Source organism: Mesorhizobium sp. 131-2-1, from assembly GCF_016756535.1.
In the GTDB taxonomy this organism is placed as follows: Bacteria; Pseudomonadota; Alphaproteobacteria; order Rhizobiales; family Rhizobiaceae; genus Mesorhizobium.
The window spans coordinates 2,158,786-2,171,683 of the sequence record NZ_AP023247.1; the positions used below are offsets into that span (position 1 = coordinate 2,158,786).

At 64.4% G+C, this 12,898-nt stretch carries 12 protein-coding genes; 4 read left to right on the forward strand and 8 right to left on the reverse strand.

The annotated features are described in order from the left end of the window. The first annotated feature begins 97 nt into the window (after positions 1 to 97). The gene (locus tag JG743_RS10510) at positions 98 to 1,033 is read left to right on the forward strand and encodes a metallophosphoesterase family protein (RefSeq protein WP_202300127.1); all 936 of its coding nucleotides are present in this window, start codon (positions 98 to 100) and stop codon (positions 1,031 to 1,033) included. Here JG743_RS10510 and JG743_RS10515 read toward each other — a convergent pair. From JG743_RS10515 to leuA, 4 genes are all read right to left on the reverse strand, one after another. Beyond that, on the reverse strand, positions 1,023 to 1,640 hold the full coding sequence (locus tag JG743_RS10515; RefSeq protein WP_202300128.1) for a hypothetical protein: 618 nt from the start codon (positions 1,638 to 1,640) through the stop codon (positions 1,023 to 1,025). The two genes, JG743_RS10510 and JG743_RS10515, sit on opposite strands and share 11 nt — an antisense overlap. Before the next feature lie 75 nt (positions 1,641 to 1,715). Further along, the gene (locus JG743_RS10520) at positions 1,716 to 2,516 is read right to left on the reverse strand and encodes an alpha/beta fold hydrolase (protein WP_202300129.1); all 801 of its coding nucleotides are present in this window, start codon (positions 2,514 to 2,516) and stop codon (positions 1,716 to 1,718) included. 130 nt (positions 2,517 to 2,646) lie between these two features. Beyond that, entirely contained in the window at positions 2,647 to 4,404 is a 1,758-nt protein-coding gene (locus JG743_RS10525; RefSeq protein WP_202300130.1) for a tetratricopeptide repeat protein, read from the reverse strand. A gap of 194 nt (positions 4,405 to 4,598) precedes the next feature. Next, positions 4,599 to 6,320 carry a 2-isopropylmalate synthase gene (gene leuA, locus JG743_RS10530; protein ID WP_202300131.1) on the reverse strand — a complete coding sequence of 574 codons (1,722 nt, stop codon included), beginning with the start codon at positions 6,318 to 6,320 and terminating at the stop codon, positions 4,599 to 4,601. A 414-nt stretch (positions 6,321 to 6,734) separates the two neighbouring features. Here leuA and JG743_RS10535 point away from each other — a divergent pair, with 414 nt between their 5' ends. Both JG743_RS10535 and JG743_RS10540 read left to right on the forward strand, forming a co-directional pair. Beyond that, complete coding sequence (locus tag JG743_RS10535) at positions 6,735 to 7,901, forward strand: ATP-grasp domain-containing protein (RefSeq protein WP_202300132.1); 1,167 nt, start codon at positions 6,735 to 6,737, stop codon at positions 7,899 to 7,901. Between the two features lie 3 nt (positions 7,902 to 7,904). Further along, on the forward strand, positions 7,905 to 8,681 hold the full coding sequence (locus JG743_RS10540) for an esterase family protein (protein WP_202300133.1): 777 nt from the start codon (positions 7,905 to 7,907) through the stop codon (positions 8,679 to 8,681). A gap of 117 nt (positions 8,682 to 8,798) precedes the next feature. On the opposite strand, the gene JG743_RS10545 is transcribed toward JG743_RS10540, so the two are convergent. From JG743_RS10545 to JG743_RS10560, 4 genes are all read right to left on the reverse strand, one after another. Continuing rightward, on the reverse strand, positions 8,799 to 9,887 hold the full coding sequence (locus JG743_RS10545) for an AbrB family transcriptional regulator (RefSeq protein ID WP_202300134.1): 1,089 nt from the start codon (positions 9,885 to 9,887) through the stop codon (positions 8,799 to 8,801). Between the two features lie 65 nt (positions 9,888 to 9,952). Continuing rightward, positions 9,953 to 10,261 carry a putative quinol monooxygenase gene (locus JG743_RS10550; protein WP_202300135.1) on the reverse strand — a complete coding sequence of 103 codons (309 nt, stop codon included), beginning with the start codon at positions 10,259 to 10,261 and terminating at the stop codon, positions 9,953 to 9,955. Between the two features lie 145 nt (positions 10,262 to 10,406). Then, positions 10,407 to 11,180, reverse strand: coding sequence for an SDR family NAD(P)-dependent oxidoreductase (locus JG743_RS10555; RefSeq protein WP_202300136.1), 774 nt, complete (start codon positions 11,178 to 11,180; stop codon positions 10,407 to 10,409). A gap of 71 nt (positions 11,181 to 11,251) precedes the next feature. After that, on the reverse strand, positions 11,252 to 11,689 hold the full coding sequence (locus JG743_RS10560) for a DsrE family protein (RefSeq protein WP_202300137.1): 438 nt from the start codon (positions 11,687 to 11,689) through the stop codon (positions 11,252 to 11,254). A 105-nt stretch (positions 11,690 to 11,794) separates the two neighbouring features. Between JG743_RS10560 and JG743_RS10565 the strand changes: the two genes are divergently transcribed. After that, on the forward strand, positions 11,795 to 12,877 hold the full coding sequence (locus JG743_RS10565) for a hypothetical protein (RefSeq protein WP_202300138.1): 1,083 nt from the start codon (positions 11,795 to 11,797) through the stop codon (positions 12,875 to 12,877). Positions 12,878 to 12,898: the final 21 nt, after the last annotated feature.

Here is a 12,898-nt window from a genome sequence, read left to right on the forward strand (position 1 = left end):
GCCTGTTCGGGATCGAGTGGTTCCGTCACCGGGAGAACCGCCAGCGGGGGCAAAACCATGAGTGGAAAGCAGGCACGGGCTCGCTTATGAAAGAGCAATGTTCAGGCTCGCGCATATTTCCGATGTCCATCTGGGGCCGCTTCCCGGTGTAACCTATCGCGAACTCGCCTCCAAGCGCGTGGTCGGCTATGTCAACTGGCAGCGCAATCGCCGCCGCCACATGCACGATGCGGTCATCGACACCATCGTCGCCGATCTCAAGGCTAGCCAACCGGACCACCTCGCGGTCACCGGCGATCTGGTCAATCTGGCGCTCGACGGCGAGATCGAGATGGCCAGACACTGGCTGGAGACGCTGGGCTCGCCCGATGACGTGTCGGTCGTCCCCGGAAACCACGATGCCTATGTGCCGGGCGCCTTCGACAAGGCCTGCCGATCATGGGCGGCGTGGATGACCGGCGACGGCGTCAGCGGGCCGGTCGACCGCAACGCCTTTCCCTATCTGCGCGTGCGCGGCAATGTCGCTCTGATCGGCGTCTCGACGGCGCGCGCCACCGCTCCTTTCATGGCCAACGGCTTTTTCAGGGCAGGCCAGGCGCGACGGCTCGGCAAGATACTGGACGCAACGGCCGGCAGCGGTCTGTTTCGGGTAATCATGATCCACCATCCGCCGGTGCGTGGCGCTGTTTCCCCATACAAGAGGCTGTTCGGCATCGAGCTCTTCCAGCGGACCGTAAACCGGCATGGCGCCGAGCTTGTCCTGCACGGTCATTCGCATGACCCGACGCTGTTCTTCATCGGCCGGCGCGGCGTCAGGATCCCGGTCGTCGGCGTCGCCGCGGCGGGGCAAGGGCTTGGCGGCAGGCACCCGGCGGCGCAGTACAATCTCATCGATATCGACGGCGCAAGAGGCGACTGGCTGGTCCGTTTGACGCGACGCGGCCTGACCGGCCCTGCGATGCCGCCTTCGGACCTGCAGGTGCTTGAACTGGGGGCCGATGCCGAGGCACCGCGCCAAATGGTCAGAAGCTGACCTTGATGGCCGCGAGGCGGTCCCAGAACAGCACCAGCGACACGGCAAGCCCAACCAGCGCGCCGGCGGCGATCAGGCCCAAACCGGACAGGACGGCCGACCAGGCCTTGCCGCGCCGAGCCGCCCGCAGCGGCGGATCGGCCTCCGCCACCAAGGCGCGCTGCAGCCTCGGAACGGCATGCTCGACGCCGCCTTCCATCATCCGCTGGCGCTCGACGACACGCTCGGCCACATAGCGCGTCACCTGATCGGCGACGATCTTCATGTCGACCGATTCGGCGAGCACCACGCGGCCGATGCGCGTATCCTTGAGGAAGCGGTAGGTGCGGCGGTCCCGCCCCATGGCGACGTGGCTGACGGCGTCAATCCACAGGCGCGGCTGCAGGCCGGACGAAACGGCGAAGTCGAAATTGTCCATGTCGGCGGGCACCTCGGCGAAGACAGGCGCGAGCTCGGCGGCGAGTAGATCGAGCCGCATCCGATGCGCCTCGCGCATATCGACGACGACATCGTCGCGATCGGCAAAAGCGTTCTTCACGTCGCGGATGGCATCGGACAGTTTGTGCGATTGTTCGATCGGGGTGGTTTTCTCGCCTACGTCCTTCATTGGCGCTGCCTCGCGTTGGTTAACAGCGAGTTAACACAGTCGCCGGCAAAATGCACTGGCGAGATGGTGTCGAGGTCAGCTCGCCGCCGCGCCAAGCAGCGGACGCGCGCGCCTGCCACGGCGCCTCGTGTTTCGGCGCACGATGTCGGCGATCAGGTCGGGCGCCTCCTCGACGAGCATGTGGCCAGCTTCCAGCACATGGTGGAGGTGGAAATGCGCGGGCAGGTCGTCGGCTTGGGTGAATGGCAGCATGGCATCGTCCGTCCCCCAGACCACCATCACCGGCATGGCGAGTGTGTCCAGCTGTTCGCGCGGAATGGCGCCTTGCCGATCGTCCCTGGTCATGGCGGCGGCGATCTCGACGAGTTTCTGCAATTGTCCGGGGCGTTCTCGCATCTCAGCAAGCGTGTCGACGATGTCTTCCGGGGGCAGTCCCCCTGGCCCGGACATGGCTGCCATGCAGGTGCGGATCTCGTCTCTATCGGCGGCAGCGGCATAGCGGCGCAACAACGGCCCATTGATCTCCGTGCCGAATCCACCCGGAGCCAGAAGTGTCAGCGAGGCCACCGTATCAGGCTCGCTCAACGCCATCAGGGTCGCGACCGCGCCGCCCATCGAATGGCCGACGAGATGCACCTTTTTCCTTCCGCGTGTCGCCAGGTCGGCGAGGATCGCCTTGGCCGCGGCCCTGGCTGATGTGCCTGGGACGCCAAGCGAAAGCCCGTGGCCGGGAAGATCGTAGGCAATCGTCCGCATGCCTGGTGGCAGCGTCGAGATCACCTCGCGCCAGATATCGCGGCACCCGCCAAAGCCGTGCAGGAATACGACAATCTTCGAGCCGGCGCCCCGTTCGGCGGCGTAAAGGGATGGATCCATGAGTTTAATGAGTTACCGCATGCCCCGGCGACCGGACGGCCGTCCAGCGACAGATTGTGGCTGAAATGCTCTTTGTCCAGAGCAACGGCCAGTAAAGTTTTTGCGATCAGCCGCGCCGTTCCAGTAAAGTTCAGCTGGCGTTGCCCAGGCCTGCTGCACGCAAGGCCTCGACCAACCTGTCGGTGAGATCGGCGGGGTATTTCCGGTCGACGAAGGTCGCGCGCGGATTGGCGGCGAATTTCGGGAATTTGGCGACGAGCTCATCGGCCAGCTGGCCGGCCAACTGGTCGCGGCCGGCAGCCTTGGCGCCGATCAGGCGCGCGGCCAGATAATGCGACTTGGTTGCAGTCGTGCGCAACGATTCACTGGCAATGGCGGCCTGCCGCGTATCGCCCAGCATGAATGCGCCGACAAACAGGCCGTAGTCCCACCATGTCGGGTGGCCGCTGAAGGTTTCGACGGCGTGCGCCATGATGGGGGTGCCTTCGCTGTACCTGCCAGCGAAGATCAGCCCATAGCCGTAGGCCGCGGCCATGCCGAGATCGTAAGGATTGAGCTCGTGGGCCTTACGCATCCAGCGGATCGCTTCATCCGTGTTGCCGAGGCGCGAATTGAGATAGCCGTAGGCGCGATGCGCGTAGGGGCTGGTCGGCCCGATCTGCACGGCGCGGTGGGCAAACGACATCGCCTGTTCGATCGTTGCCCCGGAAGGGTAGGCGTAGTGATCGGTGACGGTCTCGAGATGCAGGGACGCGAGTTCGGAATAGACGAGCGACGATTTCGCGCCCTGGTTGGCAAGTTTCTCGAGGCAGCGATAGGCAGCCTCATGCGTCGCTGCGCTCTGATCGAGATAGTATCTGTCGTTGAGCGCCAGGCACTCAGTCAGGCCGGTGCCGATGCCGCTTTGCTCGATGTAGCCGTAGATCGGTCCGGAGGCCGGAATGGTCGAGGTCAATATGTTGGCGATGCTGTCCTCGACCGCGTCGGGCGCACTGTCCTCGGCCGTCAGGTTGCGTGATAGGAGCACCCGGCCGGTGGCGACATTTTGCAGTTCGATCGTGACGTCGCTTGGCGCGGGTCCGGGCAAGATGTCGAATACGAAGCTGGTGGCGTCGGCGGCCGGATCATGCGTGCCGTCGGCGTCGCGCCCGATGAAGTCTATCGTGTCGAAACCGGCAAGGCCGGTGCGCAGCGAGGCAGCCACGCGTGCCGCCTCGGGACCACTCGCCTTTGTGGCGATGTAGATCAAGGGCAAGGTCTCCACCGGTGGCGACGCGATGCTGCCCGTCGCGGCCCCTGTTTCGACCGCCGAGGCCGCATCCCCGCCGCCGAGCAAGACATCGCCGCCCTGGCGGAGGATGAGCACGCCCAGCATGGCGATGACGACGGCGATCGCGCCCCAGAAGAACAGCAGATGGCGGGTCAGCGACGGGCCAGGAGCCGCAGACGCGGCCGGCGACATCAGCGGCGCGGACTGTGCGGAAGCGGGCTCCTCCGGCAATCCGGGCGCAACGATGGCCGGCTGCTCGCCGGCCGGCAGGCGAATTGCGTTCAGCTCATAGGATGGAACATAGCCGCCGCGCGGAATGGCGATACGCACTGGTTCGGCAATGCCTTCATTGGCGAAATAGTGCTGCAGAAGCTCGCGCAGCCTGCCCGCCTGAACCCGGACCACGGCATCGGTCGACGGATCGAAATCGCCGTCCCGGCCGAAAACATCCATTGCGATGGAGAAGCCCTTGAGCCGGTCGGCTTCGCCGGCCTGCTCGCGCTCGACCAGATAGCGCAGCAGCTTTCGGGCACGCTCCGAGCGTCCGAACGTTTCGCTGGCAAGCAGTCGCTCAAGTGTCTCGCGCACTGCGGGGGCGGCAGGCGTGGCATGCTGCAAGTGTCGATCCTCTCGAATTCGGCACAGGTTGAGGCGCGATAATATAGCGATGGCACTGCCGCACAAGCGTACTTGTATTATGCGATCGCGTAAGCCACCGGATAATTGCCCATGGTTAATGCGCGAAGGCCGGAATCGCAATGCATGCAGGGCGTCCTGGAGCGCCGCGGACGGGCGCTCCAGGCCAGAGAGGATCAGCCGGCCTTGCGGCCGACGATGCGGTTGGCGGCCGAAACAACCGCTTCCAACGAGGCGGCGACGATGTTGGTGTTGATGCCGGCGCCGAACAGCTTGCCGCCCGGATATTCCATCTCGACATAGGAGATCGCCGAGGCGTTCGAACCGCGCTGGAGCGAATGTTCGGAATAGTCGAGCACGGACATCTCGACGCCGACATGGCGTGACAGCGCGTCGACGAAACCGTCGATCGGGCCGGTGCCGGTGCCGGTGATGGTCATTTCCTTGCCCTTGTCGAGGATCACCGCCTCGATCACGCGCCGGCCTTTCACCTCAGTGTCGGGATAGGTGTGATGGTCGATGAATTTCATCCTAGCGCCGGGCTGGTCGACATAGGTCTCAAGGAAGCGCTCATGGATGCGCTTGACCGGCACCTCCTTGCCCTCGGCGTCGGTGATGGCCTGGATCTCCTGGCTGAACTCGATCTGCAGGTTGCGCGGCAGATTGAGGCCGTAGTCGGCCTGCAGCACATAGGCGATGCCGCCCTTGCCGGATTGCGAGTTGATGCGGATGATCGCCTCGTAGGTGCGGCCGACATCGGCCGGGTCGATCGGCAGATAGGGCACTTCCCAGAGCGGCTTGTTGGCCTTCTTCAGCGCCTTCATGCCCTTGTTGATGGCGTCCTGGTGCGAGCCGGAAAAGGCCGTGTAGACCAGTTCGCCGACGTAAGGGTGGCGCTCGGGGATCTTCAGCTGGTTCGAATACTCGTAGACGTCCTTCATCCGGCTGATGTCTGAGCAGTCCAACTCGGGATCGACGCCTTGCGTGTACATGTTGAGCGCCAGGGTGACGATGTCGACATTGCCGGTGCGCTCGCCATTGCCGAACAGTGTGCCTTCGACGCGGTCAGCGCCGGCCATCAGGCCGAGCTCGGTGGTGGCGATGCCGGTGCCGCGGTCATTGTGCGGGTGCAACGAAATCAACAGGTTCTCGCGGTTGTCGAGGTTGCGGCACATCCATTCGATGCGGTCGGCATAGATGTTGGGCGTCGACATCTCGACCGTCGAGGGCAGGTTGATGATCAGCTTGTTGTCGGGCGTCGGCTTCACGATCTCGGTGACGGCGTTGCAGATTTCCAGCGCGACTTCGAGCTCGGTGCCGGTGAAGCTCTCCGGCGAATATTCGAAGCGGTAGCCGCCGCCGGCCCTGGCCGCCATGTCGGTGATCATCTTGGCGGCATCGGTGGCGATGCGCTTGATGCCGGCGACGTCCTTCTCGAAGACGACGCGGCGCTGCAATTCGCTGGTCGAGTTGTAGAAATGCACGATCGGGTTGGTGGCGCCCTTCAGCGCCTCGAAGGTGCGTGTGATCAATTCGGGACGGCACTGCACCAGCACCTGCAGCGAGACATCGGCTGGCACGTTGCCTTCCTCGATGCACCAGCGGGCGAAATCGAAATCGGTCTGCGAGGCCGACGGGAAGCCGATCTCGATCTCCTTGAAGCCCATGTCGAGCAGCAGGCCGAACATGCGCGCTTTGCGCTCGTGGCCCATCGGGTCGATCAGCGCCTGGTTGCCGTCACGCAGGTCGACCGAGCACCAGATCGGCGCCTTGTCAATGACCTTCGACGGCCAGGTGCGGTCGGTGAGGCCGACGGTCGGGTAGGGCTGGTATTTGCGGGCGGCGTCCGACATGCCCTTCGCGGCATGATCGGCGCCGATGTCTTCTCGTGCGTTCATCGTCGTCTCTCCCGGCGGCTCGCGGACCCGCCTTCAGGCGGATTTGGTGCCGAGCGGCGCCTTTACCAAAGTTTCGTTCGCTTGATGTGACTTGCCAATTGGCCAAGGAGCGTGCGCGTCAGCGGCGTTTCGACCGCCGGGCGCTCCTTCAGCGAACCCGGCGATCGCCGATAAGGCCGAGAAGAAGCAGGGTCGAATGCAGCGCGCGCACGGTCTCGCCGGCAAAGCCAGCCGGACGGGAAGCGACGGAAGAGGCGCGCGTGTTCATGGCGGCTCTCATACAGGAGCGGCCTCCCCGAGGCAAGTGGGCCGTGCCTTGGCCTGCGGCAGGTGTCCTCTTTCGCGCAGGCTGCAAATGCGCCAAAGTTGAGGTTCGACGGGGCCGCAGTGCCTCGCTGCAGGGGGAGGTCGTCCGTGAATTTCGTGTTCTTCTCGCCGCATTTTCCCGCCAACGGCGCCGATTTCTGCGACCGGCTGAAGAAGGCCGGCGCCACCGTGCTCGGCGTCGGCGATGCGCCCTATGAGGCGCTGAACGGAAAACTGAAGGTGGCATTGTCGGAATATTACCGTGTCGCGGACATGGAGGACTACGATGCCGTGTTCCGGGCCATGGGCCATTTCATCCACAAATGGGGGCGTATCGACCGTTTCGAGTCGCTCAACGAGCACTGGCTGGAGCTGGAAGCCAACATCCGCACCGATTTCAACATCTTCGGCACGAAGCTCGATTTCGTGAAGAACCTGAAGCGCAAGAGCCGCATGCGCGCCTTCTTCCGCAAGAGCGGCGTCGAGACCATTCCGCAGCGCAAATGCTCCGACCGCGCCGGCGCCATGACCTTCATCCGCCGCGTCGGCTACCCGGTGGTGGTGAAGCCGGATTCGGGCTCCGGCGCCTCGAACACGTTCAAGATCTCCAACGCAAAGGAACTCGACCAGTTCTTCCGCGACAAGCCGGAGGACGTGACCTTCGTCATGGAGCAGTTCATCGAGGGGCTGGTGGTGACCTTCGACGGGCTGGTCAACCGCGCCGGCGAGGTGGTGCTGGCGGCCAGCCACCGCTACGACCAGAGCATCATGGAGGCGGTCAACCACGACCGCCACATGAGCTACACCTGCTTTCCCGAGATCACCCCGGCGGTGGAGGAGGCGGGCCGCAAGATCCTGAAGGCGTTCGACGTGCGCGAGCGCTTCTTCCACATCGAACTGTTCGAGACCAAGGACAAGCGCATCATCGCGCTCGAGGTCAACATGCGCCCGCCCGGCGCCTGGATGACCGACGCCATCAACTATACGTTCGACATCGACGTCTATGCCGCATGGGCCGACATGGTGGTCAAGGATGCCGCCGGCGGACCTTACAAGGGCAAGTATTTCACCGCCTATGCCAGCCGCAAACGCCACATCGACTATTTGCACAGCCATGAGGACGTGCTAGCCGCCCACGGCGACAAGATCGTCCACCACCAGGCCATCGAAGAGGTTTTCAGCCGCGCCATGGGGAACTACGCCTATCAGATGCGCTCGAGGGACCAGAAGGCGTTGCGCCAGGCGGTCGACTACATCCACGCGGAAAAGGCCTGAGCGATGGACGTCTCCTATCACAAGGGGTTTGCCCGCAATCTCGGCCGCGACATGGAGTACAAGCGCTACGGCCATGCCGGCCGGCCGGTGGTGGTGTTCCCGACCTCGCAGGGGCGCTTCTACCAGTTCGAGGATTCCGGCGGGGTTGGCGCTCTGGCCGACTTCATCGACACCGGCCGCATCCAGCTGTTCACGCTCGACGGCATCGATTCGGAATCCTTCTTCGACAAGCATGGCGATCCGGCGCACCGCATCGGTCGCCACGAAGCCTATTTCCGCTATGTGCGCGAGGAAGCGCTGCCGGAACTGCAGGCGGTCGCCGCCAAGGCCAATGGCGGACGCAATCTGAAGCCGCTGTTTTCGGGCTGTTCGATGGGCGGCTACCACTCGTCGAATTTCGTCTTCCGCTTTCCGGAACTGGCGAGCGGCGTGATTGCGCTGTCGGGCGTGTATTCGACCCGCGATTTCTTCGGCCGGACGCTCGAGGGCAACATCTTCTTCAACTCGCCGCTCGACTATCTGCCGGGCATCGTCGACCAGAAGCTGCTCGGCCGGCTGCGGGCGCTACGGCTGATCTTCTGCTGCGGGCAGGGCGCATGGGAGGAGCGCATGCTGGTCGAAACGCGCGAGCTGGAACAGGTGCTGCGCGACAAATCGATTCCGGCCTGGGTCGACTATTGGGGCGGCGACGTCAGCCATGACTGGCCGTGGTGGCACAAGCAGCTGGTCTATTTCTTCGGCCGCTGGCTGGACGAGGACCTGATGAAGCGGCTGGACTAGGATGCGTTGATATTCGGGTGATGCCGGCCTGCCACCTTGTTGACGAGCAGATCGACAGGGCCGAGCCTAACCGCCGCGCACTTTTCCTGGAATTGCTTTTGCATTGGATATCAAAAATCAGTCCCTGACGTTTCTAGCCACCAGCCTGGCTATGCTTGGCCCAATGAGCAGCACGACGAGGAAGCGTGCCGACTGCAGCGCCATGACGAAGGAGATGTCGACGTTCTGCGCCGCGGCGGCGATGATGGCGACACTGTCCATGCCGCCGGGGCTGGTCGCCAGATAGGCCGTGAGCGGATCGATGCCGAGCACGCGGCTGATTACGAATGCCATGCCGCCGCAAAAGGCGATCAGCGCCACGATCGAGCCGACGATCTGCGGCAATGCGCGGGTCGCATGGCGCAGGATCGGCCGGGTGAAGTTCAGTCCGATCGACCAGCCGATCAGGCCGTAGCTGACGGCCAGCAGCCATTGCGGCAACTGCATATCCACGCCGAAGCCGAGATGGACGATGGTGCCGAGGATGAAGGTGCCAAGGAAGAACGGCGACGGCAGCCGGCAAAGCCGGCCGAGCAGGCCGCCGACCACCGCCACGCCGAGCATGGCGGCAAAGGCGGTCCATTCGATCGGCGGGAACCAGACGATGGTTGGGGATTCGACGCCCGACGTGTCGACCCACATGCGCGCGATCAAGGCAGCGGTCATCGAGACGAAGATGACGCGCAGATACTGCATGAAGGCGACGAGCCGTTGATCGGCGCCGAAGGCGCCGGCCATCAGCACCATAGCGGTGGCGGCACCCGGCGAGGAGCCCCAGACCGCCGTCGTGCCGGGCAGGATGCGCCAGCGGCTGATCAGCCAGCCTAACAGGCTGGAGGCGGCGACGGTCGCCATTACCGCGCCAAGGAACAGCGGCCATTCCTTGTAGAAGACGGGAAAGATGTCGGCGGAGATCGAGGCCGCAACGAGACAGCCGACGACGGCCTGCGCCGAGCCGAACAATGGGCGCGGCACGCGCACCGTGGCCCCGTTGGTGCCGGCGAGGATCGCCGCCAGCATCGGGCCAATCAGCAGCGCCGCCGGCAAGGCGGCGACTTCCAGCGCGCCGGCGAACAGCAGCGAGAACACCAGCAGCACCAGCCACTGCCGGGGCCGACGCAGTCGCGCCATGCGTTCAACGGGCGGTTGTTCCGTTGGGGAGTCCATATCCGGCTCTTAGACCGGGCACGGGCAAATGCGAACCCGCCTTGTGGAGAAAATGATTGGCGTCTTCAGCCAGCCTTTTCGGCGGGCAGGCCGAAGCCGCCGACAGGATGGGTCTCGACCTGGAATTCGAAGCCGGCGATGAAAGGCCGCGCCTTGGCGATCGCCGCCTGGACTTCCGGCAATTGCAGCGAAGCCTTGTGGCTCGCCTGATCGGTCCACACTTCGGTGACCCAGATGGCGTCGGCGTCGGCCGGGTCGGTGGCAATGATGTAGTTCAGGCAGCCGGGGAGCGCGGCGGTGCTTTCGCGCAGCACGTCCATGACCGCGTCGCGTTGGCCGCGCGCCGCCCGCATCTTGCCGATCAGTCCGTACATTCCTTGTCTCCCCTCTCAGCGTTTGGCGTTTGACCAAACGCCAAGCGCTTCAGATCTCCGTTTGTGCATGTCGTCGTCCCCAAAACCGCTGCGCACTTTTGGGCGACATGCCTAGGTTGCTCGACCAGAGTATGCAGTCGGCGCGTCACGGCATCAACTGGCCGCCATTCACCTCGATCACCTGGCCGGTGATGTAGCCGCTGAGCAGGTCGGACGACAGGAACAGATAGGCGCCGACGCAATCCTCGGGCGTGCCGGCGCGGCCCTGCGGAATGGTGGCGACCATGCCCTTGATCTGCTCTTCGGTCGAATAGCGCTCGTGGAAGGGGGTCAGGATGGTGCCGGGCGCCACGGCGTTGACGCGGATGCCGAAGCCGATCAGCTCCTTGGCCATGCCGCGCGTCACGTTGGAGACGAAGGCCTTGGCCGAGCCGTAGAGGCCGGCGCCGCCGCCGGCGCCGTTGCGGGCGGCGATGGAGGAGGTGTTGACGATGAAGCCGCCCTGGCGCTTCAGCCACGGTATCGCCTTGCGCGAGGCGGTCAGCACGGATCGCGCATTGAGGTCCATCACCGCATCGTAATGCGCCTCGGTCTGGTCGGCATAGGCAACCCGGCCGAGCATGCCGCCGGCATTGTTGACGAGACCGTCGAGCCGGCCAAAATGTTCGGCACTTTCCTCGACGACGCGCTCGACATCGGTGGGCTTTGAGAAGTCGCCCTGGGTCAAGAAGATCTCGCCGCCGCTGTCGCGTATGGTTCCGGCAAGCTTTTCGGCGGCCTCACGGCTTGAATTGTAGTGCAGTGCGACGCGGCATTTCTGCGCGGAATAGGCGCGGGCAAGCGACGCGCCGATCCCGGTCGACGCGCCGGTGACGAGCACCGCCTTGCCGGCGAGGTCGGGAATGACAAGTGTCGTCATGTTGGCTGGTCTCCGAAATCCCCGCGCCTTTCGTAGGCCATCGGCGCCCAGGCGTTCAAGCCCGATCGCCGTCAAGGCCGGAGATAGACGTAACCCTGGCGCTGCAGTTCGGCGAGCTTGACGACGCCGCCCTTGTCGGCGACTTGGAAGCCGTCGAGCAGGTCGGCCAGTGTGATGTCCATGCCATGCATGGTGTTGCCGCAGGCCTGCGGAACGAGCCCCTGCTGGACAAGGCCGGCAAAGCGGCTGGACGTCGCGCCGGAAGCGGCTTTCGCCTTGAAGGCCGCAAGGGCCGGCCCATGCACGACAAGCACGATGTCGACATTGTCGCCGGTGCCTTCATAGTGGTTCTTGATGTTGCCGAGGACGAAATTGACCTTGTCGACGTCGCTGAGGTGATAAGCGACCTTCAGCCTTTCTTCGTCCGTGGCGGCCGCTTTGACCTGGCGCAAGCCGACGAGGCCTGCGGCTCCGGCCAGGCCGGCGCGGAAAATATCACGGCGCAGCATCGCATCCTCCTCGATCCGGCGGCTCCCGCAATTTTGCATGGTCCGGACTTCGCGCCTAGACTAGCATAAGTTGCGTCAGCGTCTTGCGGTGCGAGGAGGGATCACATGACGTCGAGGATGGTGGTGGCCATTGCTGCGGGTGCTGCGTTGTTCCGCGTCGGCGCGGCGCTTGCCGACGATGCCCCCAAGCTTCCCGAACTCAGCCCCAACGGCGCTGATGCCTGCTTTGGGCGTGTCTACGATGCCGCCCATCTCAAGGCGCATCCGAAGCAGAAGGTGGCGCGGATCTTCTTCTTCTATGGCCACGACCCGGTCAGCCGTCCGAACGAGGAGCCCATGGCAAACGCCGACACCTCCTACAACGGCTTTCTCACCACCACGGTGCGCGGCGCCAAGAAGCCGGAATGGGCCGCCGGCTGGTGCAACAAGGAGGATCCGAGCGACAAGGCGAGCGGCATCCGCTGCGGCATGGAATGCGACCGCACGCTTGCTTCACTGAAGGTCGACGACAAAGGGCGGCTGATCGTCTCCAACGTGCAGCCCGATGTCTATCTCGACGCGGGCGCCGAGGAGGATCTCGGCACGGCGCAATACAACAAGCAGGCGCTGGGCAGCGAGGACGACAATTTCCGCCTGGACCCGATGCCGGCCGCGACCTGCAAGGCGGAGTTCGCGCGCATCGATCCGATCGATCCGGCGCTCGGAGCCCCGCTGCGCGAGCGGCTGAAGCCCGACCAGCCCTTCTGCTACGGCCGCGACTACGACGCCGCGCATCTCGCCTCGCATCCCGACCAGGTGACGCAGTCGATCCGGGTCTTCCGCGGACCGGTTGAGCTGGCCTCCTTTGCTGCCGGCGGCGACGTGGCCAACTGGCCCGATGGCGCCGACATCGCCGTTTCGGTGACGACCAGGCAAAAGTCGGGCAAGGTCACGCAGACCTATGCCTGCCAGGGCGAGGCCGACCAGTGGCGCTGCTCGGCAAGCTCGAAGATGAGCGACTTTTCCTGCGACATCTCGCAGAAGGAGATTTTCCTCAAGCGCGGCGCCAATGGCACCATGATGTTGGCCAACCCCAACAGCGCGCTTGCCATCGTCGACCTCTGTTCGAAGGCAGCTGAGGGCAAGACGACGTCCGACGACAAGGTTTATCGGCTGAATCCGATGCCGCAGTCGGCCTGTTCGCCGTAACCAGCGCTTCGTCATTCTATG

Bases quoted from the DNA above. Each gene is read 5' to 3' on its own strand.
- leuA (WP_202300131.1), bottom strand. From the start codon at position 6,320: ATGAACGCACGAGAAGACATCGGCGCCGATCATGCCGCGAAGGGCATG.
- JG743_RS10540 (WP_202300133.1), top strand. From the start codon at position 7,905: ATGGACGTCTCCTATCACAAGGGGTTTGCCCGCAATCTCGGCCGCGAC.
- JG743_RS10520 (WP_202300129.1), bottom strand. From the start codon at position 2,516: ATGGATCCATCCCTTTACGCCGCCGAACGGGGCGCCGGCTCGAAGATT.
- JG743_RS10560 (WP_202300137.1), bottom strand. From the start codon at position 11,689: ATGCTGCGCCGTGATATTTTCCGCGCCGGCCTGGCCGGAGCCGCAGGC.
- JG743_RS10545 (WP_202300134.1), bottom strand. From the start codon at position 9,887: ATGGACTCCCCAACGGAACAACCGCCCGTTGAACGCATGGCGCGACTG.
- JG743_RS10515 (WP_202300128.1), bottom strand. From the start codon at position 1,640: ATGAAGGACGTAGGCGAGAAAACCACCCCGATCGAACAATCGCACAAA.
- JG743_RS10510 (WP_202300127.1), top strand. From the start codon at position 98: ATGTTCAGGCTCGCGCATATTTCCGATGTCCATCTGGGGCCGCTTCCC.
- JG743_RS10550 (WP_202300135.1), bottom strand. From the start codon at position 10,261: ATGTACGGACTGATCGGCAAGATGCGGGCGGCGCGCGGCCAACGCGAC.
- JG743_RS10565 (WP_202300138.1), top strand. From the start codon at position 11,795: ATGACGTCGAGGATGGTGGTGGCCATTGCTGCGGGTGCTGCGTTGTTC.
- JG743_RS10555 (WP_202300136.1), bottom strand. From the start codon at position 11,180: ATGACGACACTTGTCATTCCCGACCTCGCCGGCAAGGCGGTGCTCGTC.